Annotated in this window: 21 protein-coding genes; 9 read left to right on the top strand and 12 right to left on the bottom strand. The window is 60.5% G+C overall.

Features of this window, described 5'->3' with window-relative positions:
• Window positions 1-98: 98 nt before the first annotated feature.
• From HB680_RS24325 to HB680_RS24350, 6 genes are all read right to left on the bottom strand, one after another.
• Complete coding sequence (locus HB680_RS24325; RefSeq protein WP_213940979.1) at window positions 99-671, bottom strand: HupE/UreJ family protein; 573 nt, start codon at window positions 669-671, stop codon at window positions 99-101.
• Between the two features lie 29 nt (window positions 672-700).
• Complete coding sequence (gene ureG / locus HB680_RS24330; protein WP_213940980.1) at window positions 701-1,315, bottom strand: urease accessory protein UreG; 615 nt, start codon at window positions 1,313-1,315, stop codon at window positions 701-703.
• A 24-nt stretch (window positions 1,316-1,339) separates the two neighbouring features.
• The gene (locus HB680_RS24335) at window positions 1,340-2,014 is read right to left on the bottom strand and encodes an urease accessory protein UreF (protein ID WP_213940981.1); all 675 of its coding nucleotides are present in this window, start codon (window positions 2,012-2,014) and stop codon (window positions 1,340-1,342) included.
• Complete coding sequence (ureE, locus tag HB680_RS24340; protein ID WP_213940982.1) at window positions 2,011-2,511, bottom strand: urease accessory protein UreE; 501 nt, start codon at window positions 2,509-2,511, stop codon at window positions 2,011-2,013. The genes HB680_RS24335 and ureE overlap by 4 nt, the downstream gene beginning before the upstream one ends.
• A gap of 268 nt (window positions 2,512-2,779) precedes the next feature.
• Window positions 2,780-3,412: a TetR family transcriptional regulator gene (locus tag HB680_RS24345; protein ID WP_213940983.1), complete on the bottom strand. Its 633-nt coding sequence runs from the start codon at window positions 3,410-3,412 to the stop codon at window positions 2,780-2,782.
• A gap of 160 nt (window positions 3,413-3,572) precedes the next feature.
• Window positions 3,573-4,085, bottom strand: coding sequence for a hypothetical protein (locus HB680_RS24350; protein WP_213940984.1), 513 nt, complete (start codon window positions 4,083-4,085; stop codon window positions 3,573-3,575).
• Window positions 4,086-4,473: 388 nt separating this feature from the next.
• Here HB680_RS24350 and HB680_RS24355 point away from each other — a divergent pair, with 388 nt between their 5' ends.
• The gene (locus HB680_RS24355) at window positions 4,474-6,549 is read left to right on the top strand and encodes an AsmA family protein (RefSeq protein ID WP_213940985.1); all 2,076 of its coding nucleotides are present in this window, start codon (window positions 4,474-4,476) and stop codon (window positions 6,547-6,549) included.
• A 101-nt stretch (window positions 6,550-6,650) separates the two neighbouring features.
• On the opposite strand, the gene HB680_RS24360 is transcribed toward HB680_RS24355, so the two are convergent.
• Entirely contained in the window at window positions 6,651-7,181 is a 531-nt protein-coding gene (locus HB680_RS24360; protein ID WP_213940986.1) for a ferritin-like domain-containing protein, read from the bottom strand.
• A gap of 135 nt (window positions 7,182-7,316) precedes the next feature.
• On the bottom strand, window positions 7,317-8,261 hold the full coding sequence (locus HB680_RS24365; RefSeq protein ID WP_213940987.1) for a LysR substrate-binding domain-containing protein: 945 nt from the start codon (window positions 8,259-8,261) through the stop codon (window positions 7,317-7,319).
• Between the two features lie 123 nt (window positions 8,262-8,384).
• Between HB680_RS24365 and HB680_RS24370 the strand changes: the two genes are divergently transcribed.
• The 3 genes from HB680_RS24370 (at window position 8,385) to HB680_RS24380 (ending at window position 10,317) form a co-directional block, all read left to right on the top strand.
• Window positions 8,385-9,023: an NAD(P)H-dependent oxidoreductase gene (locus HB680_RS24370; protein ID WP_213940988.1), complete on the top strand. Its 639-nt coding sequence runs from the start codon at window positions 8,385-8,387 to the stop codon at window positions 9,021-9,023.
• A complete protein-coding gene (locus HB680_RS24375; RefSeq protein ID WP_123599719.1) occupies window positions 9,024-9,329 on the top strand; it encodes a multidrug efflux SMR transporter in 306 nt (101 codons plus the stop codon). It begins immediately after the preceding gene.
• Between the two features lie 97 nt (window positions 9,330-9,426).
• Window positions 9,427-10,317 carry a triacylglycerol lipase gene (locus HB680_RS24380; RefSeq protein WP_213940989.1) on the top strand — a complete coding sequence of 297 codons (891 nt, stop codon included), beginning with the start codon at window positions 9,427-9,429 and terminating at the stop codon, window positions 10,315-10,317.
• A 90-nt stretch (window positions 10,318-10,407) separates the two neighbouring features.
• On the opposite strand, the gene HB680_RS24385 is transcribed toward HB680_RS24380, so the two are convergent.
• Window positions 10,408-11,295 (bottom strand): DMT family transporter, encoded by an 888-nt coding sequence (locus HB680_RS24385; RefSeq protein WP_213940990.1) that lies wholly within the window; start codon window positions 11,293-11,295, stop codon window positions 10,408-10,410.
• Between the two features lie 98 nt (window positions 11,296-11,393).
• Between HB680_RS24385 and HB680_RS24390 the strand changes: the two genes are divergently transcribed.
• The 3 genes from HB680_RS24390 to HB680_RS24400 all read left to right on the top strand — a co-directional run bounded on the left by HB680_RS24390 (window position 11,394) and on the right by HB680_RS24400 (window position 13,862).
• On the top strand, window positions 11,394-12,182 hold the full coding sequence (locus HB680_RS24390; protein WP_213940991.1) for a helix-turn-helix transcriptional regulator: 789 nt from the start codon (window positions 11,394-11,396) through the stop codon (window positions 12,180-12,182).
• 72 nt (window positions 12,183-12,254) lie between these two features.
• Window positions 12,255-12,560, top strand: coding sequence for a PsiF family protein (locus tag HB680_RS24395; protein ID WP_003221193.1), 306 nt, complete (start codon window positions 12,255-12,257; stop codon window positions 12,558-12,560).
• 288 nt (window positions 12,561-12,848) lie between these two features.
• Window positions 12,849-13,862, top strand: coding sequence for a hypothetical protein (locus HB680_RS24400; RefSeq protein WP_213940992.1), 1,014 nt, complete (start codon window positions 12,849-12,851; stop codon window positions 13,860-13,862).
• A gap of 98 nt (window positions 13,863-13,960) precedes the next feature.
• Here the strand turns inward: HB680_RS24400 and HB680_RS24405 are convergent, their stop codons facing one another.
• Window positions 13,961-15,229 (bottom strand): Hsp70 family protein, encoded by a 1,269-nt coding sequence (locus HB680_RS24405; RefSeq protein ID WP_213940993.1) that lies wholly within the window; start codon window positions 15,227-15,229, stop codon window positions 13,961-13,963.
• A gap of 297 nt (window positions 15,230-15,526) precedes the next feature.
• Between HB680_RS24405 and HB680_RS24410 the strand changes: the two genes are divergently transcribed.
• Both HB680_RS24410 and HB680_RS24415 read left to right on the top strand, forming a co-directional pair.
• On the top strand, window positions 15,527-16,477 hold the full coding sequence (locus HB680_RS24410) for a DnaJ C-terminal domain-containing protein (protein ID WP_213940994.1): 951 nt from the start codon (window positions 15,527-15,529) through the stop codon (window positions 16,475-16,477).
• A gap of 27 nt (window positions 16,478-16,504) precedes the next feature.
• The gene (locus tag HB680_RS24415; protein WP_149660622.1) at window positions 16,505-16,810 is read left to right on the top strand and encodes a chaperone modulator CbpM; all 306 of its coding nucleotides are present in this window, start codon (window positions 16,505-16,507) and stop codon (window positions 16,808-16,810) included.
• A 173-nt stretch (window positions 16,811-16,983) separates the two neighbouring features.
• Here the strand turns inward: HB680_RS24415 and HB680_RS24420 are convergent, their stop codons facing one another.
• Both HB680_RS24420 and ureC read right to left on the bottom strand, forming a co-directional pair.
• Window positions 16,984-18,108, bottom strand: coding sequence for a HAMP domain-containing sensor histidine kinase (locus HB680_RS24420; protein WP_213940995.1), 1,125 nt, complete (start codon window positions 18,106-18,108; stop codon window positions 16,984-16,986).
• 283 nt (window positions 18,109-18,391) lie between these two features.
• Window positions 18,392-20,092: an urease subunit alpha gene (ureC, locus tag HB680_RS24425; RefSeq protein ID WP_213940996.1), complete on the bottom strand. Its 1,701-nt coding sequence runs from the start codon at window positions 20,090-20,092 to the stop codon at window positions 18,392-18,394.
• Window positions 20,093-20,281: the final 189 nt, after the last annotated feature.

A 20,281-nucleotide genomic window follows, 5' to 3' on the forward strand; every position in this document is an offset into this window, starting at 1 on the left:
TTCGCGGGCAAGCCTCGCTCCTACAGGATTGCGGCGTACACAAAACCCTGTAGGAGCGAGGCTTGCCCGCGAAGAGGCCCGACCAGGCAATAAAGAAATCAGCCTGCTAACAACCAAACCCCGGTCGCCGCCGAAGCCGCACCCGCCACGCGAATCAGCGGCGCAGCCGCCTGAGGCAGAACGCGAACCACCGCATAACCCAAGCCGTGCAACGCCGCAGTCGCCGCGACGAACCCTGCGGCATACGCCCAAGGGCTCGACATGGCCGGCAATTCCAGACCATGGGCCACGCCATGGAACAACGCAAACAACCCGGTCGCCGCTACGGCTACGCTCAACGGCGGACGCACCGCCAGCGCCACGGCCAGGCCCAGCGCCAGCACCGAGGCAGCAATCCCGCTTTCCAGCGCTGGCAGGTTCAGCCCTTCAAAACCGAGCAAGCCGCCGACCAGCATGGTGCCGACGAACGTGCACGGCAGCGCCCAGCGCGCCGCGCCTTTTTGCTGCGCGGCCCACAAACCTACCGCGACCATCGCCAGCAAGTGATCGATGCCGCCAATCGGGTGGCTGATACCGGCGATCAAGCCGTTATCACCATGCCCCGGGTGGGCGAAGGCGATGGCCGGGGTCAGCAGCAGGGCCAGGGCGCCCAGGATGCGTTTCAGTGTCATGGATAAGCTTCCTTGTGGATAAGTCGTGATCAGGCGGCGGTCAGCAGACCCTGGCGTTCGATAAAGGCAATGATCGCTTCCAGGCCAAGACCGGTCTTCTGGTTGCTGAAAACGAACGGCTTGCCGTTGCGCATCCGTTTGGTGTCGCTGTCCATCAGCTCCAGCGACGCCCCTACCAATGGTGCGAGGTCGACCTTGTTGATCACCAGCAGATCGGATTTGCAAATCCCCGGCCCGCCCTTGCGTGGCAACTTGTCGCCGGCCGAAACGTCGATCACATAAATGGTCAGATCCGACAGCTCCGGGCTGAAGGTCGCCGAGAGGTTGTCGCCGCCGGACTCAACGATAATCAGGTCCAGCCCCGGAAAGCGCCGGTTCAATTGGTCCACGGCTTCGAGGTTGATTGAGGCGTCTTCGCGGATCGCCGTGTGTGGGCAGCCACCGGTTTCCACGCCGATGATCCGCTCCGGCGCCAGTGCTTCATTGCGCACCAGAAAGTCGGCGTCTTCGCGGGTGTAGATGTCGTTGGTCACGACGGCGAGGTTGTAGCGGTCGCGCAGGGCCAGGCACAGGGCGAGGGTCAGTGCGGTTTTACCGGAACCGACCGGGCCGCCGATGCCGACGCGCAGAGGTTGTGTGTTCATATGCTTCTCCAAAAAAAACAGGCCCTAGGAACGGAACAGGCGGCTGTACTGGCGCTCATGGGCCATGCACGCCAGGGACAGGCCAAACGCGGCGCTGCCATAGTGTTCGGGGTTGATTCGTGTGGCGTTGTGCTGGGCTTCCTGCAACAGCGGCAGCAATTGACTGGTCAGGCGCTGAGCGGCTTGCTGGCCCAGAGGCAGGGTTTTCATCAGTACCGCCAACTGGTTTTCCAGCCAGCTCCAGAGCCATGCGGCCAAGGCGTCTTGCGGATTGATGCCCCAGGCGCGAGCCGCCAGGGCCCAGCCGAGGGCCAGATGCGGTTCCGGACGTTGATCTAGAAAGGCCCGGGCCGGCGCATCGAGTTCCGGCAAGCCGTTGAGCAACTGCTGCAACGAATAGCCCATCTGCCGACTTTCCTGATGCAGCTCGCGGGTTTCGCGGCTGGCGCGGTGTTCTTCGCAGCGTTGCAGCAGGTCGGCCCAGTTTTCCTCGGTCGCGGCCACGCAATGGGCGAGTAGCAGCGGCGCTTCGAAACGGGCGAGGTTCAATAGCAATTGATCACTGATCCAGCGTCGAGCACTGTCGGCATCAGTCACCCGGCCGTTATCCACCGCCATTTCCAGACCTTGGGAATAGCTGTAGCCGCCAATCGGCAATTGCGGACTGGCCAGGCGCAGCAGCGCCCAGGCTGGGTTCATAGACGTACGCCGAACTGGTGCAGTTTCGGCGGGTAGTTGAAGTCTTCGTCGCCGTGGCGTGAGTGATGATGGCCGCCGCCGTAGGCGCCGTGTTCCGGCTGGAACGGGGCTTCGATGTTTTCGACCGTGGCATCCAGCTGTTCGAGCATGGCCTTGAGCACGTAATCGTCGAGCAGGCGCAGCCAACCGTCACCGACTTGCAGGGCGACGTGGCGGTTGCCCAGATGATAAGCGGCGCGGGTCAGTTCAAAGGCGTTGGCGCAGGTGACGTGCAGCAATTGTTCAGGGCGGGCGCAGACGCGGACGATGCGCCCGTCTTCGGCCTGTAGGCATTCACCGTCATACAATGGCGGCTGGCCGCGCTCCAGAAACAACCCGACATCTTCCTGATCGGCACTGAAACAGCGCAGGCGGCTTTTGCTCCGGGCTTCGAAGGTCAGGTGCAACTCGGCGGCCCAGACGGGTTGAGGGTCGATTCTGCGGTGAATCACCAGCATCGGAAAGCTTCCAGCAAAGGACAATGCTCTGGTTAGAGCAAGGGGCTTGCCAATCGGGCGATGCGTAGGAAAACCCTGTCGGAGAGTAGTAGTTGTTGCAGGATGTTGCAGGGTTTTGGCTTATGTTGGTGCGTGAAGGATTTTTCATGCACCGATTTGCGGCGCAGTTGATTTTTTGTGGGAGCGAGCTTGCTCGCGATAGCGGCCACGCAATCACATCATTGTTGAATGTGAAGCCGTCATCGCGAGCAAGCCCGCTCCCACAGGGTTATTCGGTGCTGCCCAACCCCTGCCAATGTTTGAGGCCGATAAAGATGAAGCGCAATTGCTGGGTGATTTTCGCTTGAGGCGTCAAATGCTCCGGCAACGCTTCAATCGGCGGATCGATGATGTCCGGCAAGGTCGCGAACACACTTTTCACGATCAGATCAGCCATGACGCTCAGCCCGGCAATGTCCAGGTGTTGCAGCTTGGGCATCAGCGACAGGTCGGACGCGAGGTCGGAGCTGATGTCTTCGCGCAAACGGCCAATGGCCTGGCGCACCGGCAGCGAGCCGCCGTATTGCTCGCGGGCGAGAAACAGGAATTGCGAGCGATTGGCGCTGACCACATCGAGAAAGATCCGCACCGACGCATCAATAATGCCGCCCATGACGAATTCGTTGTGGCGTACCAGGCGGATGGTTTCGCGGAAGGTCTGGCCGACTTCACTGACCAGCACCAGGCCCAGTTCGTCCATATCGGCGAAATGCCGGTAGAAACCGGTGGGCACGATCCCGGCGGTTTTCGCCACTTCGCGCAGGCTCAGGCTGCCGAATCCTCGGCCGCATTCCATCAAATGGCGGGCGGCGTCCATCAGGGCGTTGCGGGTCTGTTGTTTCTGTTCGGCGCGGGGCAGCATCGCAAGGGTGTTTTCTGGACAGGACAGCGGCGCACTCTAGCAAATCGGCTTTGCCGGCGTCGAACGGGGATCGGGGTTCAAGCGAGGAAGAAGTGTGGCGCTATATAAAAGTCAAAAGCCCAATCCAGGGATTGGGCTTTTTTTCAGGGCCGCCATGGGCTCAGCTCACAGCGCTGTTGCGTTCGATTACACGGTCACCACCACCTTCAGCAAGGGTTTGGCCTTGTGGGGTGCGGTCCGAACCATCAGCAGCGAGGGTTTGGCCTTGTGGAGTGCGGTCGGAGCCATCAGCAGCAAGGGTTTGGCCTTGTGGAGTGCGATCGGAGCCGTCAGCGGCAAGGGTTTGGCCTTGTGGAGTGCGGTCGGAGCCGTCAGCGGCAAGGGTTTGGCCTTGTGGAGTGCGGTCGGAGCCGTCAGCGGCAAGGGTTTGACCTTGTGGGGTTTTATCGTAGCCGTCCTGGGTGATGAGGCCTTTTTCTTTCAGGCGATCATTACCACCTTCGGCAAGGGTCTGGCCTTGTGGAGTGCGGTCCGAACCATCAGCGGCAACGGTTTGGCTGAATACCGAGTGGCTGTCCTTGACTTGTGGTGTGGCCTGATCAGCGGCTGGCAGAGCGAAAGCAGTGCTGGCTAGCATCGAGAGGGTCAGGCTAAGCAGTAATTGGCGTTTCATGATGGGTTGCTCCTTGGGAGGGCGATAAAGTGGGTACGAGGGCAATGCTACTCTCGATAAGTCGATATAAAAGTTCATAAACGCAATGGTAATAATCAACAGAATTGATTGTTTGACGCAGAGGCTCTAGAACGGGCGTTTCCGGCGGGCGGTTTTGCACTGGAGTGGGTATTTTCGACTCACTCGTGCCGCACAAAAGTGCGGGTCCGGTAACGCCGCAAGCGGGGCGCACTTTGTTCGAGGCCGATTATTTGAACGTTAACGAGCATTTCAGTTAAACCTGCGGGCCATTTTCCAGTCGTAGATTCCATGGCAGGCCGATTCAGGCCTTGCGCTTCAAACGTGCGTCGCAGTCAGGGCGCTCAGTCGTATTCAGGAGCCTTGTGCAATGACGCGCACTTCAAAAATAATCAGCTGGACCTTAGCCACGCTTGTTGTCTTGCTGGCGATACTGGTTCTGATCATCGTGTTCTTCGATTGGAACCGGATCAAACCGCCCCTCAATGCCAAAGTCTCCGAAGAACTGCATCGCCCGTTCGCCATTAATGGCAACCTGGCGGTGGTGTGGCGGCGTGAATTGGATGAAGGCGGCTGGCGCGCCTGGGTGCCGTGGCCGCACGTGGTGGCCGAGGACTTGAGCCTGGGCAACCCGGACTGGTCAAAGCAGCCGCAGATGGTCACCCTCAAACGCGTCGAGTTGCGCATCTCGCCGCTGGCCTTGTTGGCGCAGCGAGTAGTGATCCCGCGCATTGACCTCACCGAGCCAAACGCCGACCTCCAGCGCCTGGCCGACGGCCGCGCGAACTGGACCTTCAAGTTCGACCCCAAGGACCCGAACGCCGAACCGTCGAATTGGGTGGTGGACATCGGCGCCATCGGCTTCGACAAGGGCCATGTCACCCTCGACGACCAGAACCTGAAAACCCAACTCGACCTGTTGATCGATCCACTGGGCAAGCCGATTCCGTTCAGTGACATCGTCGGTGACAAAGCGGCGAAAACTGCGGTCGAGAAGGGCGGCGCACCTCAGGACTACGCCTTCGCGATCAAAGTGAAAGGCCAGTACCACGAACAGAAGCTCGCTGGCGAAGGCAAGATCGGCGGCCTGTTGGCCTTGCAGGACGCGGCCAAGCCGTTTCCGCTGCAGGCCCAGGTGAAGATCGCCGACACCAGCGTCGAACTGGCCGGCACCCTGACCGATCCACTGAACCTCGGCGCGTTGGACCTGCGTCTGAAACTGGCCGGCAGCAGCCTGGCCAATCTTTACCCATTGACCGGCGTCACCCTGCCGGACTCGCCGCCCTACGCCACCGACGGTCACTTGACCGCCAAGCTGCATGACGCGGCCGGCGCGCAGTTCCGCTATGAAGGCTTCAACGGCAAGATCGGCGACAGTGATATTCACGGTGACTTGGCTTATGTCGCCAGCCAGCCACGGCCGAAACTCAGCGGTTCGCTGGTCTCCAATCAATTGCTATTTGCCGACCTCGCGCCGCTGATTGGCGCCGACTCTAACGCCAAGCAAAAGGCTCGTGGCGGTGAAAGCAAGCAACCGACGGACAAGGTGTTGCCGGTCGAGGAATTCAAGACCGAGCGCTGGCGGGATATGGACGCCGACGTCGAGTTCACCGGCAAGCGCATCGTCCACAGCGAAAAACTGCCATTCACCGACCTTTATACGCACCTGGTGCTGACCGACGGCGTGCTCAGCCTGGAGCCCCTGCGTTTCGGCGTGGCCGGCGGCAAGCTCGATGCGCAGATTCGCCTCAATGGCCGCACCGAACCGTTGGAAGGCCAGGCGAAGCTCACGGCCCGGGGCTTCAAGCTGAAGCAGTTGTTCCCGACTTTCGAACCGATGAAGACCAGTTTCGGTGAGCTCAATGGCGATGCCGATATCGCTGGCCGTGGCAACTCGGTGGCCAAGTTGCTGGGCACTTCCAACGGCAAGCTGAAAATGCTGATCAACGACGGCGCGATCAGCCGCGAATTGATGGAGCTGGCCGGGCTCAACGTCGGCAACTACGTGGTTGGCAAGATCTTTGGCGACAAGGAAGTGAAGATCAACTGCGCGGCGGCGGATTTCGACATCAAGACAGGGCTCGCAACGACGCGGTTGTTCGTCTTCGATACCGAGAACGCGATCATCTACATCGATGGCACCGCGAACATGGCGACGGAACAGCTGGACTTGACCATCACCCCGGAATCGAAAGGCTGGCGCTTGATTTCGTTGCGTTCGCCGCTGTATGTGCAGGGCAAGTTCATCAAGCCGAGCGCCGGGGTGAAAGCGGTACCGTTGCTGTTGCGTGGCGCCGGGATGGTGGCGTTGGGCGTGATTGCCGCGCCAGCGGCGGGGTTGTTGGCGCTGGTGGCGCCGAGTGGTGGCGAGCCGAATCAGTGTGCGCCGTTGCTGGAGCAGATGAAGGCGGGCAAGGCGCCGGTTACAGTCAAACCAACCAAATAAGGTAAGAGCAGATCAAAAGATCGCAGCCTTCGGCAGCTCCTACAGAGGAATGCATTCTCATGTAGGAGCTGCCGAAGGCTGCGATCTTTTGCTTTTAAGGGCTACAAGTCTTTCAGAATGTCCGCCATATCATCCGCATGCTCTTCTTCCTGGGCCAGGATGTCTTCGAAGATGCGTCGGGTAGTCGGGTCTTTTTCGCCGATGTACTGGATGATCTCGCGGTAGCTGTCGATGGCGATCCGTTCGGCGACCAGGTCTTCGTAGACCATCTCCTTGAGGTTGTTGCCGGCCACGTATTGAGCGTGGGAGTTTTTCGACAGCAGGTCGGGGTTGAACTCCGGCTCGCCGCCCAGTTGCACGATGCGCTCGGCCAGACGGTCGGCGTGTTCGGCTTCCTGGGTCGCGTGTTCGAGGAATTCGTCGGCGGCCACGTGGGCCTTGAGGCCGTTGGCCATGAAGTAGTGGCGCTTGTAGCGCAACACGCAGACCAATTCAGTGGCCAGCGATTCGTTGAGCAGGCGCAGCACTTCATCGAGGTCGGCGCTGTAGCTTTCGGTCACGGCACCGTTCTCGACATTCTGGCGAGCCCGTGCGCGAAGGGTGGTTACATCAGACAAATGCATGTCGCTCATCTCAATCTCCTGGAGGCTAATCCGGTTGGCGTCACGCCTCTGGGGCCGTGATCGCTACTTAAGGTGTGAGTAATTAGCCGCGCGAAAAGTTTGATGTAATTGACGAACGCAAAAGATCGCAGCCTTCGGCCGCTCCTACATTGGAATGCGTTCACCTGTAGGAGCTGGCGAAGCCTGCGATCTTGGCAATAGTCCTGACAGCGTTGCTTCTTCCTGCAGCCATGCAAAAAATGCCCGCACCGGCGGATGCCGTTCGCGCCCCGGCACGCACAGTGCGCTGTACCCGGCGCCATCAACCTGAACTTCGCCCTTGTAAGGCACCAGCAACCCGCTGGCGACGCTCTCCGATACCAGAATATTGCTCGCCAGCACCAACCCTTGCCCGGCAATCGCCGCTTGCAGGGCGTAGTGCTCTTCATCGTATTCGCGCACGGCCGGTTGTCCGTTCAGCCAATTCTCGCCGGACCGCGCGCACCAGGCCTCCCAGCCATGGGCATAGAGCTTGGAGTTATGCCAACGCACGCTGATCAACGTCGGCGTTCGGCTGCCCGCCAGCGTCACTTGCTCGGGCGAGCCATAGACGCCGAAGGACTCGTCGAACAGGCACTGTCCATACAGGTTCGGGTAGTCGTCGAGGCTGTAGCGCAGCACCAGATCGACGCTGGCGTCCTGATGCAAATCGATGACTTCGCAATGGGTATCGAGCCGCAGGCTGATGGTCGGATGCCGGGCATAAAAACGCCCGAGTCGCGGCACCAGCCATAACGCGGCGAACGCGGCGGTGGTGGAGATCGTCAGGCTCGCGCCGCTGCGTTGCGGGCGCAGGGTATCGACGCTCTGCGCCACTTCCAGCAAGGCGCCGTGCAGGCTCTGGAACAGGCGTTCGCCGCCGTCGGTGAGGCGGACTTGTCGCGGCAGCCTTTCGAACAGCGCGATACCGAGCCAGCTCTCCAGCGAGCGGATCTGATGGGAAATCGCCGTGGGCGTCACCGAAAGCTCTTCAGCGGCAGCCTTGAAACTCAGCAGGCGCGAGGCGGATTCGAAGGCGCGCAGGGCGGTCAGGGGCAGCGAGGCAAACATCTCAATACTCCATAAATGAAACTAATTCATCCTGAATGACTTTTGCTCATTTGAAGAAGGGCCGCGGCGAGCTTCAAGCTGCAAGCCACAAGCCGTTTCAGTGTAGCCCTTCAGGAGATTCAGATGAGCACAGTTCTTGCCATTCATGCCAGTCCCCGTGGCGAACGTTCCCACTCCCGGCGCCTGGCCGAGGTGTTTTTGTCCGCGTGGCAGGCTCGCCATCCGCAGTCGCAGTTGACCCGTCGTGAGGTCGGTCGGGCGGTGATTCCACCGGTCAACGAAGCGTTTGTGGCCGCAGCGTTTTATCCCGAACCGAATGCCCGACCCTTGTCGATGCAAGCCGATCTGGCCTTCAGCGATGAACTGGTCGGCGAATTGCTCGGCCACGATGTGCTGGTGATTTCCACGCCGATGCACAACTTCAGCGTGCCCAGCGGCCTCAAGGCCTGGATCGACCAGATTGTGCGCGTCGGGCTGACCTTCAATCACACCCTGGACAACGGCGTGGCGCAGTACGAGCCGCTGGTGCGGGGCAAAAAAGCCCTGATCGTCACCAGTCGCGGCGGGTTCGGCTTCGGGCCGGGCGGTGAACTGGAAGCGATGAACCACGCCGATCCCTTGTTGCGCACGGCGCTGGGTTTTATCGGTATCACTGACATCACGGTGGTCGCTGCCGAGGGTGAAGAATCGGCCGAACGCACCTTCCAGATCTCTGTTGCCGAGGCCGAGCAGCAACTGTTGGCACTGGCCAGGGAATTCTAGATGGCCTGGCTATTCTTGCTGATTGCCGCCGGTTTCGAGGTCACCTTCGCCATGGGCATGAAGTACGCCGAAGGTTTTACCCGGCTCTGGCCCTCGGTGATCACAGTCGTGGCGGCGATCGGCGGGATTTATTTCCTGACCCTGGCCATGCGCGAGTTGCCGGTGAGCATCGCCTACCCGATCTGGACCGCCATCGGTTCGCTGGGCACGGTGTTCCTCGGGTTTGCGCTGCTGGGCGAGAGCCTGACGGCGCTTAAACTGGTGTCGGTTGGCTTGATCGTGGCAGGCGTGGTGGGATTGAAGTAAGACGGATGTCATAGACTGGTCATCTTCGCTGGCGATGCTTGGCGGATGTCTTGCATCCCGCCTTGCGTCACCTCACCGATTACAAGGATGTCCGCTCATGTCGCAAGGTTCCGCCACGCGTTACCCGATTGTGCTGGTCCCGGGAATGCTCGGGTTTATCCGCTTGGTGCTGTATCCGTACTGGTACGGGATTGTTTCGGCGTTGCGCCGGGGTGGTGCGGTGGTGTTTGCGGTGCAGGTGTCGCCGCTCAATTCCACCGAAGTGCGCGGTGAGCAATTGCTGGCGCGGATCGATGAGATCCTGCGCGAGACCGGCGCCGAGAAGGTCAACCTGATCGGCCACAGCCAAGGCTCGTTGACGGCGCGCTACGCCGCTGCCAAACGCCCGGATCGAGTCGCCTCAGTGACTTCGGTGGCCGGGCCCAATCACGGCTCGGAACTGGCGGATTACCTGCACAAACACTACCCGGCGGACAGCGCCAAGGGCCGATTGCTCACCGTTCTGCTGCGGATAGTCGGCGCCTTGATGAGCCTGCTGGAAACCGGCTATCGCGGGCCGAAACTGCCGGTGGACATCAACGCTTCCCACCATTCCCTGACGAGCGCAGGCGTGGCGCAATTCAACCAGCGTTATCCACAGGGCTTGCCTGACACCTGGGGCGGGCAGGGGCCGGAAGAAGTCAATGGCGTGCGTTATTACTCCTGGTCCGGGACCTTGCAGCCGGGCAAGACTGATCGCGGCGGCAATCTGTTCGACGGGACTAATCGTTTTTGTCGGTTGTTCGCCACAACCTTCGTGCGGGAAAAGGGGCATTGCGACGGGATGGTCGGGCGTTACAGCTCGCATTTGGGGACGGTGATTGGCGATGAATACCCGCTGGACCACTTCGATATCGTCAATCAGTCGCTGGGGTTGGTGGGGAAGGGCGCGGATCCGGTGCGATTGTTTGTTGAGCATGCGGCGCGGCTCACAGCGGCGGGTGTATAGGATCAAAATCAAAAGATCGCAGCCCTCGGCAGCTCCTACAGGTGTACGCCAACCCATGTAGGAGCTGCCGAAGGCTGCGATCTTTTACTATCAGGCAACACTAATCTTGCGGCCTAAAACGGTGGTCCAACGTTCGGAAAGAATCACCCCTCCCAACGTCAACAGCCCGCCTACCAAGTGATACATCGCCAACTGCTCACGCAACACCACCGCCGCAATCAGTGCGGTAATCACCGGCAGCAGATTGAAAAACAGCGTGGTCCGGCTCGGGCCCAGGCGCACCACGGCTTGCATCCACATCAATGGTGCAACCATCGAGGCCAGCAGGCAGGCGTAGAGCACCAACGGAATGTTCTGCATCGTCAGGCCGATTTTCGGCGAGATCACGAACAGCGGAAACAAGACCAGCACCGCCACCCACACCTGCATATACAACAAGACCAACGGCGGCAGACGCAGCTGCCATTTTTTCAACAGCGTGCTGTAGATCGCATAGGCCAGGGTCGCGATCAGCATCATCGCGTCGCCCAGGTTCACCCCATGCTCCAGCAATGCCCCCAGGCTGCCCGACGACACCACCACCAACACACCGGCAAAGGACAGCACCGCACCCGTCAGCGCGCCGGCCGTCAGGCGCTGGCCGAGGCTGACAATCGCCATCGTCAGGGACATCAATGGCATCAGCGACAGGATAATGCCCATGTTGGTGGCCGTGGTCAGGCTTGCGGCGAAGTAGGCCAGGCTCTGATAAACCGCCATGCCGAGCACGCCGAGAATGAAAATCTTGCCTAGATTCGGGCGGATCATTGGCCAATGGGCGATCACCGGTTTAAGCAGAAACGGCGTGAACAAAATCCCGGCGAGCAGCCAGCGGTAGAAGCCGATCTCGGCGGGAAAAATCGCGCCGGCGGACATCTTGGTGATCACGGTGTTGCCGGCCCAGATGAAAATGGTCAGCAGGGGAAACGCGTATTGCATGGGAGAGAAACCAGTACGTTGATGAGGGCCAATTATCCGCCTGTCTGGATACAAGCCTATACTTCGATCCAGACAATCGGCCCCGGATGACGGACAGCATGAGCAGTAAACACATCGATCTGCTGGATTTCAGTGAACTGCCGGCCCCGGTGTATTTCCGCTACGCCGACTTCGACACCCACGAATACGCCTCGGCGCACACTCACCCGTGGGGCACGCTGGAGTATTCGGCCAACGGCGTGTTGCACATGGAAATCGGCAACAGCCGCTTCATGTCGCCGCCGCAGTACGCGGTGTGGGTGCCGCCGCAGACCGAGCACAGTTTCTACAGCAACCAGCCGATCAACTACCGCGCGGTGTGCCTGGCGCCGTCACTGTGCCGCGACCTGCCGCAACAGGCTTGCACCCTTGCCATCAGCGACATCCTCAAAGCGATCCTCAAGGACTTCGCCGCCCGGGACGTGAAGATCCCAGAGCGGGACGCCGACGTGCGCCTGGCCCAAGTGCTGGTGGATCAATTGCAACAGGCCCCCGAGCACGCCTGTTATTTGCCCTACGCCAGTCACCCGGGGTTGCTCGGGATACTCGAAGCCTTGCAGGCTGAACCTGGGGATAACCGGCCATTGGCGGATTGGGCGGCGCAGATTCACGTCAGTGAACGCACCCTGGCCCGGCAGTTCGTGCGCGAATTGGGCATGAGTTTCGGTGAATGGCGACAACGCTTGCGGTTTCTCGCGGCGATCGAAGCGCTGGACAGTCAGCGCAGCATTCAGGACATCGCCTTCGACATGGGCTACAGCACCGGTTCGGCATTTATTGCGATGTTTCAGCGTCAGGCCGGGTGCACGCCGGAGCAGTATCGGCGCAGTCATCTTGAGACAAGGTGAAGGTGTAACGGGGTTTGTCTACACTTCAGGGCGAGGCCGCATCCATCGGTGCGGTAACAAGGAGAAAACTCCATGAAGATGTTGCGTGTCCCTTTGTTGATGATCGGTTTGCTGCTCTGCTCCCAGGGCTTCGCCGCCACGGCCCAACAGAACAAAATGACCACCTGCAATGCCGACGCTACCGCGAAAAGCCTCAAGGGCGATGAGCGCAAGACATTCATGAGCACGTGCCTCAAAGCCGCCCCGGCCGCCAACGACGCGAAAGTCCTGACCCCGCAGCAAGAGAAAATGAAAACCTGCAACGCCGACGCCAAAACCAAAGCCCTCACGGGCGATGCGCGCAAAACCTTCATGAGTGACTGCCTGAAGAAAAAATAAGCCTTTGGGCTAAACACGATCAAATTGTGGGAGCGGGCTTGCTCGCGAAAGCGGTTTTCAATTCAGCACCTTAGTTGCCTGACACACCGCTTTCGCGAGCAAGCCCGCTCCCACATTGGATCTATGTTCGCAGGACTATTGTGGGCGAGCCTGCTCGCGAAGCGGTCAGTCGGGGCACTGAAAAAAGCCGTCAGTCCCCCGACCAAGGTCGCCCTACACAATCCCTAGTGCTGGCCCCGGATCGCTGGCAGACTGCCCATCCTTTTACGCCGTTCGTTTTGAGGCTGTATGCCAACGTTTTCTCAACGTCACGTCTTGCTGTTAATCAGTTGGGTCATCATCTTCGGTGGTTTGCTACTGGTCATCCCTCTGCGCCTGCTGCCCAGCCTGTTGGCCGGTCTGCTGGTATTCGAACTGGTCAACATGCTCACGCCGCAATTGCAGCGGCTGATCGAAGGCCGCCGCGCCCGTTGGCTGGCGGTGGCGTTGCTGGGCACATTGGTGGTCAGTGTGCTGGCGTTGATCTTTGCCGGTGCGATCAGCTTCTTGCTGCACGAAGCGGAAAACCCTGGCGCTTCCCTCGACAAATTCATGCACGTGGTCGACCGCGCCCGTGGGCAACTGCCGCCGTTCATCGATGCCTACCTGCCGGCCAGCGCGGCCGAATTCCGGGTGGCCATCGGCGAGTGGATGAGCAAGCACCTCAGCGACTTGCAATTGGTGGGCAAGGACGCGGCGCATATGTTCGTGACGCTGCTGATCGGCATGGTGCTGGGCGCAATCATCGCCTTGCAGCGCGTGCCCGACGTGACCAAGCGCAAGCCGCTGGCTGCCGCCCTGTTCGACCGCTTGCACCTGCTGGTCCAGGCGTTTCGTAACATCGTGTTTGCGCAGATCAAGATTTCCCTGCTCAACACCTTCTTCACCGGGATTTTCCTGGCGGTCATCCTGCCGATGTTCGGCATCAAGCTGCCGCTGACCAAAACCCTGATTGTGCTGACCTTCCTGCTCGGCCTGCTGCCGGTGATCGGCAATCTGATGTCGAACACCCTGATCACCATCGTCGGGCTGTCGCTGTCGATCTGGGTCGCCATGGCGGCGTTGGGTTATCTGATCTTTATCCACAAGCTCGAATACTTCCTCAACGCGCGCATCGTCGGCGGGCAGATCAGTGCCAAGTCGTGGGAGTTGCTGCTGGCAATGCTGGTGTTCGAGGCCGCGTTCGGCCTGCCTGGGGTGGTGGCGGGGCCGATATATTACGCGTATTTGAAGAGTGAGTTGAAGCAGGTGGGGATGGTATGAAAGCAGCTACAAGCTGCAAGCTTTAAGCTGTAAGTAAAAGCAGAGCGGGCACCGTCACTGCTCTTACTTGCCGCTTGAAGCTTGCAACTTGCTGCTACTCAGCAGCCGTAACGCTTCATGGCTTCAATCGCCAACCCGCTACCGATACTGCCAAAGATGTTCCCTTCCACGTGCCGCGCGTTCGGCAGCATCGCCGAAACGCCGCTGCGCAGTGCCGGAATCCCGCTCGAACCGCCGGTGAAGAACACCGTATCGACCTGATCAACCCGCACGTTGGCATCGTTGAGCAGTTGCGTGACGCTGTTGCGCACCCGCTCCAGCAGGTTGTCGATGGCCGATTCGAACAGCGCCCGGGTCAGTTCGACGCTCAGGCCCGGTTCGATGCGATCCAGCGGCACGTGACGGGTGTCGGCGTGGGTCAGCTGGATCTTGGTTTCTTCCACTTCCATGGCCAGCCAGTGGCCGGCGCGCTGATCAATCAGCTTGAACAGGCGATCGATGCCGCCGGTGTCTTCGATGTCGTAGCGCATGCTGCCCAGGGCCAGGGTCGACTTCTGCGAGTACACCGAGTTGATCGTGTGCCAGGTCGCCAGGTTCATGTGGTGGCTGGTCGGCATGTAGGCGCCGCTCTTCATGCGGCTGCCGTAGCCGAACAGCGGCATCAGGCCTTGCAGGCTCAACTGCTTGTCGAAATCGGTCCCGCCGATGTGCACGCCGCCGGTGGCGAGGATGTCGTCGTGGCGGTTGTCGTGCATGCGCCGCTCAGGCGACAGGCGCACCAGCGAGAAGTCGGACGTACCACCGCCGATGTCGACGATCAGCACCAGCTCTTCCTTTTCGATGGTCGACTCGTAGTCGAACGCCGCCGCAATCGGTTCGTACTGGAACGACACGTCCTTGAAGCCGATGGCCCGGGCCACGTCCACTAGCGTGTTTTCCGCTTCCTGGTCGGCCAGTTCATCGTCGTCGACGAAAAACACCGGTCGACCCAGCACCACTTCTTCGAATTCCCGACCGGCGGCCGCTTCGGCGCGCTTCTTCAACTGGCCGATGAACAGGCCGAGCAGGTCCTTGAACGGCATCGCCGTGCCGAGGACGCTGGTGTCGTGCTTGATCAGCTTGGAACCCAGCAGGCTCTTGAGCGAGCGCATCAGCCGGCCTTCGTAGCCTTCCAGGTACTCGTGCAGCGCCAGCCGGCCGTACACCGGACGGCGTTCTTCGATGTTGAAGAAGACCACCGATGGCAGGGTGATCTTGTCGTCCTCCAGCGCGATCAGCGTTTCCATGCCGGGGCGTAGCCAGCCGACGGTGGAGTTGGACGTGCCGAAGTCGATACCACAGGCACGGGCTGGGGATGCGTTTTTCATGTCTTTCGAGTTCCGGTTAAAAAACGGCCGCGCAGTGTATGCCAGTGCGGCGCAGATTCGAAGGCCGACTATCCGCTAAATCATCACGAATAGCGCCTTGATAAGCGGGCCCGATGCCCCAAACTTGTCTGCATCGACCCTGGCAGCCATTCGGCGGTCGCAAGAACCTCCGCCCGCTGCCGATAAACTTCTGATGCGCTGCCCGGTCACAACCTTGAGATCGGTCAACCCAGTGGCGCGCAATACGTGCATGCTGGGGCTCGCGGCGCGATTTTGATAACGGATGGTGATCCTTAGATGGACTTCAAAGACTATTACAAGATTCTCGGTGTGGAACCGACCGCAGACGATAAGACGATCAAGGCCGCCTATCGCAAGCTGGCTCGCAAATACCACCCCGACGTCAGCAAGGAAAAGGACGCCGAGGCCAAGTTCAAGGACGCCTCGGAAGCCTATGAAGCGCTGAAAAGTGCGGACAAGCGCGCCGAATACGACGACTTGCGCAAATACGGCCAGCACGGCCAGCCGTTCCAGGGCCCGCCGGGGTGGCAGGGGCGTGGCGGTGGCGGCGGTTTCGGTGGCGGTCAGGACTCGGGCGATTTTTCGGACTTCTTCAGTTCGATTTTCGGTAACCGGGGTCCTGGTTTTGGTGGTGGAGAGTCGCGTCGCAGTGCCGGACGTCGAGGGCAAGACGTGGAAATGGAACTTGGGATTTTTCTGGAAGAGACCCTCTCGAACGAATCGAAGAAGGTCACCTTCCAGGTGCCGCAATACAACGCGGCCGGCCAGCATGTGAGCAACACCCCTAAAAGCCTGAACGTGAAGATCCCGGCCGGTGTGACCGACGGCGAGCGTATCCGCCTCAAGGGCCAAGGGGCTCCGGGGACCGGTGGCGGCGCGAATGGCGACCTGTTCCTGATCATCCGTTTTGCGCCGCACCCGAAATTCGATGTCGAAGGCGAAAACCTGATCATCACCTTGCCGCTGGCACCGTGGGAGCTGGCGCTGGGCACGGAAGTGGCGGTGCCGACCCTCACCGGCAAGATCAACCTCAAGGTGCCGGCCGGCAGCCAGAACGGCCAGCGCATGCGCGCCAAGGGCCACGGTTTGATGAACAAAAAGGGCGAGCGGGGCTTCCTGTTCGTGCAACTCAAGGCCGTCATGCCTAAAGTCCTGGATGATGAGACCAAGGCGTTGTGGCAGGAACTGGCGAAGAAAGCCGCGTTCGACCCGAGAGAAAACTTTTGATCCGCTAGAACTATGGAGCTACTGACTATGAGCAGTCCCCTGATCGTTCAACTGGACATGGCAGAATTCTGTGAGGCGACCGAGCTGTCGGACGTCTACGTGATCGAAATCGTCGAACACGGCATCCTCGAACCTCAGGGCTCCGCGCCCAAGGATTGGCGTTTCAACGATTACGAACTGGCGCTGGCCAAACGCGCCGCCAAGCTGCGGCGCGACCTCGAGCTGGAATGGGAAGGCGTCGCCCTGGCGCTGGACCTGCTTGAAGAGGTCCAGCAACTGCGGGCGGAGAATCGGATGCTCAAGCAGCGGTTGGGGCGGTTGGTCGTCGAGTAACGCTGAACTGACAGCCAACTCGCTCAATGTAGGAGCTGCCGAAGGCTGCGATCTTTTGATCTTGATCTTGTGTGCCTTGCCGGGCCCTGAAAATCAGGATCAAAAGATCGCAGCCTCGTTTCACTCGACAGCCCCTACAGGTGATTTGCATTCAGTTTGAGAGCGCTGTGCTTTCAAACCTTGCGCGGCAACACCACGGTAAACAACGTCCCATCCTCTTCACTGGAACTGACCTCAATCGTCCCCCGATGAGCGGTCACCACTTCCTTGACGATAAACAAGCCCAGGCCAAGGCTGGTCGACGGCTGCCCGAGTTCTTCACTGGCGTTGCGCACCAGCGGGTCGAAGATCGTGCCAATCGCGTCGTCCGGGATCGGTACGCCAAAGTTATGCACCGTGAGTCGTACGGCGTCCGGCTCGCCGCTGAGGGTCACCGTGACGTCGCGCTTGTTTGCACCATGCTGCAACGCGTTGCCAATCAGGTTCTGCAACAGCTGCGCGATGCGCCCGGCGTCCCAGGCGCCTCGGGTGTCGCCACTGACATTGATCATGGGATCGCACTCGGGGTTGCCGGCGCAGGCCTGGGCAATCGCCTCATGCGCCGCGTCGGCCATGTCCATCGGCCTCGGTTCGATCGGCAGGCTCTTGCCCAGACGGCTGCGCACCAGTTCCAGCAGATCAGCGACCATCACCGCCATGTGGCGTGTGCCGCGCTGGATGTGGTGCAGACATGTCAGGGCATCGCCTTCGAGATTCACTTTGCGCTGTAGCAACTCGGTGGACATGCTCACCGCTTGCAACGGTGCACGCAGGTCGTGGCCGAGGATGGCGAGGAAGATGTCCCGCGAGTGATTGACCTGCTCGGCATAAGCGGCGGTCGATTCAGCCAGGGCTTCGTCGATGGCTTCGTTGAAACGGATCATGTCCTGAAAGTAGGCCAGGTCCGGGGCTTGCAGACTGTTGACCCACAGGCGAATCACGCAGGCCCGCAGATGACGGAACTCGGACGTCATCTGCACCAGATCGAAACCGACGTTGTGCCGCAACTCGCCATGACTGGCGGCGGCCTGATCCAGGCTTGGGGTTTTCTCCGGGCCGTCGCCCTTGGATTTGGCGGCCTGTTCCTGAGCCGTCTGGGCGGTAGTCATGTCCCGCGCGGCCGCCAGCAGAATGGAGCGGGCGTGATCGCGCAAGGTGATGCGATCCAGGTTTTCGTCCGGCGTGATGACGCGGGCGAACTGTTCCCATTCATCGACGATACGATCGACCTCTACCACGATGAATTCGCTTAAGCGCATGGAGCGGAATCCTGAGCAGTGACGGCGGAAAGTGAACCGCATCTTAGCGCCTTCCCGTTCAGGGAAACACCGCACAAATGGAGAGGCGCCCGGTGGTATTTATATATAGCCGGGTTTTGGGATGGTTGGGGTTCAGGGCAGGGTCAGGCTCAACAAACACAGTGCCTACACCCACCCTTGTGGGAGCGGGCTTGCTCGCGAACGCGGTCGATCAGTCAGCATCAATGTTGAATGAAAGACCGCTTTCGCGAGCAAGCCCGCTCCCACAAGGGTTTGTGGGGTTTCAGAACAGGAAGTAGCGCTGGGCCATTGGCAAGGTTTCCGCAGGCTCGCACCACAGCAACACGCCGTCGGCCTTGACCTGATAGGTCTGTGGATCGACATCGATGCTCGGCAAGTAGTCGTTATGGATCAGGTCGGTCTTCTGCACGTCGCGGCAGCCTTTGACCACGGCGATTTTCTTCTTCAGGCCCAGGGCTTCGGGCAGCCCTGCGTCCTGGGCGGCCTGACTGATAAAGGTCATGCTGGTGGCGTGCAGCGAACCACCGTAGCTGGCGAACATAGGGCGGTAGTGCACCGGTTGTGGCGTTGGGATCGAGGCGTTGGCGTCACCCATCAGACTGGCGGCAATCGCGCCACCCTTGAGGATCAGCGTCGGCTTGACCCCGAAAAACGCCGGGCGCCACAGCACCAGATCGGCCCACTTGCCCACTTCGATCGAGCCCACTTCATGGCTGATGCCGTGGGTGATCGCCGGGTTGATGGTGTACTTGGCGATGTAGCGTTTGGCGCGGAAGTTGTCGTTGCCTTCACCGTCCAGAGGCAGCGGGCCGCGCTGCTTTTTCATCTTGTCGGCGGTCTGCCAGGTGCGGGTGATCACTTCGCCGACGCGGCCCATGGCCTGGCTGTCGGAGCTGATCATCGAGAACGCACCGAGGTCATGCAGGATGTCTTCAGCGGCAATCGTCTCGCGGCGGATACGGCTTTCGGCGAACGCCACGTCCTCGGCAATGCTCGGGTCCAGGTGGTGGCAGACCATCAACATGTCCAGGTGTTCGTCGATGGTGTTGCGGGTGAACGGCCGGGTCGGGTTGGTCGAACTCGGCAACACGTTCGAAAAGCCGCAAGCCTTGATGATGTCCGGGGCATGACCGCCGCCTGCGCCTTCGGTGTGATAGGTGTGGATGGTGCGGCCCTTGAACGCGGCGAGGGTGGTTTCGACGAAGCCGGATTCGTTGAGGGTGTCGGTGTGGATCGCGACCTGCACGTCAAACTGGTCGGCCACGGTCAGGCAGTTGTCGATGCTCGCCGGGGTGGTGCCCCAGTCTTCGTGCAACTTGAGGCCGATGGCGCCGGCCTTGACCTGCTCGATCAACGGCTCCGGCAGGCTCGCATTGCCCTTGCCGGTGAGGCCGATGTTCATCGGGAATGCGTCCGCCGCCTGAAGCATCCGCGCCAGGTGCCACGGCCCAGAGGTGCAAGTCGTCGCATTGGTGCCCGTGGCCGGGCCGGTGCCGCCGCCGATCATGGTGGTGACGCCGCTCATCAGTGCTTCTTCGATCTGCTGTGGGCAGATGAAGTGGATGTGGGTGTCGATGCCGCCGGCGGTGAGGATCATGCCTTCACCGGCGATGACTTCGGTGCTGGCGCCGATGGCGATGGTTACGTTCGGCTGCACGTCCGGGTTGCCAGCCTTGCCGATCCCGGCGATGCGCCCGTCTTTGAGGCCGACGTCGGCTTTGACGATGCCCCAGTGATCGACGATCAGGGCGTTGGTGATCACCGTGTCGACCACTTCGGCGGCGAGCAATTGGCTCTGGCCCTGGCCGTCGCGGATGACTTTGCCGCCACCGAACTTCACTTCTTCGCCGTAGGTGGTGAAGTCTTTTTCCACCTCGATCCACAACTCGGTGTCGGCCAGGCGCACCTTGTCGCCGACGGTGGGGCCGAACATGTCGGCGTAGGCTTGTCTTGAAATCTTCATGTGCTTGCCTTGGGATTCAATTGTTTTTGAGACCGCTCGCATCACTCGCTATCGCAGCCTCGCTGCGCTCGACAGCTCCTACAGGCAGCGTACGACCGAGACATTTCCGGTGTCGCCGGGGGGCACATCACACATTCCCGGTGCGCGCGCCTCTGTAGGAGCTGTCGAGGGAACCGAGGCTGCGATCTT

The organism is Pseudomonas sp. dw_612 (genome assembly GCF_018449725.1).
GTDB lineage: Bacteria > Pseudomonadota > Gammaproteobacteria > Pseudomonadales > Pseudomonadaceae > Aquipseudomonas.

What these genes read in the sequence shown, in the direction of transcription:
- HB680_RS24325 (WP_213940979.1), bottom strand. Translation starts at nt 671, where the DNA reads ATGACACTGAAACGCATCCTGGGCGCCCTGGCCCTGCTGCTGACCCCG.
- ureG (WP_213940980.1), bottom strand. Translation starts at nt 1,315, where the DNA reads ATGAACACACAACCTCTGCGCGTCGGCATCGGCGGCCCGGTCGGTTCC.
- HB680_RS24335 (WP_213940981.1), bottom strand. Translation starts at nt 2,014, where the DNA reads ATGAACCCAGCCTGGGCGCTGCTGCGCCTGGCCAGTCCGCAATTGCCG.
- ureE (WP_213940982.1), bottom strand. Translation starts at nt 2,511, where the DNA reads ATGCTGGTGATTCACCGCAGAATCGACCCTCAACCCGTCTGGGCCGCC.
- HB680_RS24345 (WP_213940983.1), bottom strand. Translation starts at nt 3,412, where the DNA reads ATGCTGCCCCGCGCCGAACAGAAACAACAGACCCGCAACGCCCTGATG.
- HB680_RS24350 (WP_213940984.1), bottom strand. Translation starts at nt 4,085, where the DNA reads ATGAAACGCCAATTACTGCTTAGCCTGACCCTCTCGATGCTAGCCAGC.
- HB680_RS24355 (WP_213940985.1), top strand. Translation starts at nt 4,474, where the DNA reads ATGACGCGCACTTCAAAAATAATCAGCTGGACCTTAGCCACGCTTGTT.
- HB680_RS24360 (WP_213940986.1), bottom strand. Translation starts at nt 7,181, where the DNA reads ATGAGCGACATGCATTTGTCTGATGTAACCACCCTTCGCGCACGGGCT.
- HB680_RS24365 (WP_213940987.1), bottom strand. Translation starts at nt 8,261, where the DNA reads ATGTTTGCCTCGCTGCCCCTGACCGCCCTGCGCGCCTTCGAATCCGCC.
- HB680_RS24370 (WP_213940988.1), top strand. Translation starts at nt 8,385, where the DNA reads ATGAGCACAGTTCTTGCCATTCATGCCAGTCCCCGTGGCGAACGTTCC.
- HB680_RS24375 (WP_123599719.1), top strand. Translation starts at nt 9,024, where the DNA reads ATGGCCTGGCTATTCTTGCTGATTGCCGCCGGTTTCGAGGTCACCTTC.
- HB680_RS24380 (WP_213940989.1), top strand. Translation starts at nt 9,427, where the DNA reads ATGTCGCAAGGTTCCGCCACGCGTTACCCGATTGTGCTGGTCCCGGGA.
- HB680_RS24385 (WP_213940990.1), bottom strand. Translation starts at nt 11,295, where the DNA reads ATGCAATACGCGTTTCCCCTGCTGACCATTTTCATCTGGGCCGGCAAC.
- HB680_RS24390 (WP_213940991.1), top strand. Translation starts at nt 11,394, where the DNA reads ATGAGCAGTAAACACATCGATCTGCTGGATTTCAGTGAACTGCCGGCC.
- HB680_RS24395 (WP_003221193.1), top strand. Translation starts at nt 12,255, where the DNA reads ATGAAGATGTTGCGTGTCCCTTTGTTGATGATCGGTTTGCTGCTCTGC.
- HB680_RS24400 (WP_213940992.1), top strand. Translation starts at nt 12,849, where the DNA reads ATGCCAACGTTTTCTCAACGTCACGTCTTGCTGTTAATCAGTTGGGTC.
- HB680_RS24405 (WP_213940993.1), bottom strand. Translation starts at nt 15,229, where the DNA reads ATGAAAAACGCATCCCCAGCCCGTGCCTGTGGTATCGACTTCGGCACG.
- HB680_RS24410 (WP_213940994.1), top strand. Translation starts at nt 15,527, where the DNA reads ATGGACTTCAAAGACTATTACAAGATTCTCGGTGTGGAACCGACCGCA.
- HB680_RS24415 (WP_149660622.1), top strand. Translation starts at nt 16,505, where the DNA reads ATGAGCAGTCCCCTGATCGTTCAACTGGACATGGCAGAATTCTGTGAG.
- HB680_RS24420 (WP_213940995.1), bottom strand. Translation starts at nt 18,108, where the DNA reads ATGCGCTTAAGCGAATTCATCGTGGTAGAGGTCGATCGTATCGTCGAT.
- ureC (WP_213940996.1), bottom strand. Translation starts at nt 20,092, where the DNA reads ATGAAGATTTCAAGACAAGCCTACGCCGACATGTTCGGCCCCACCGTC.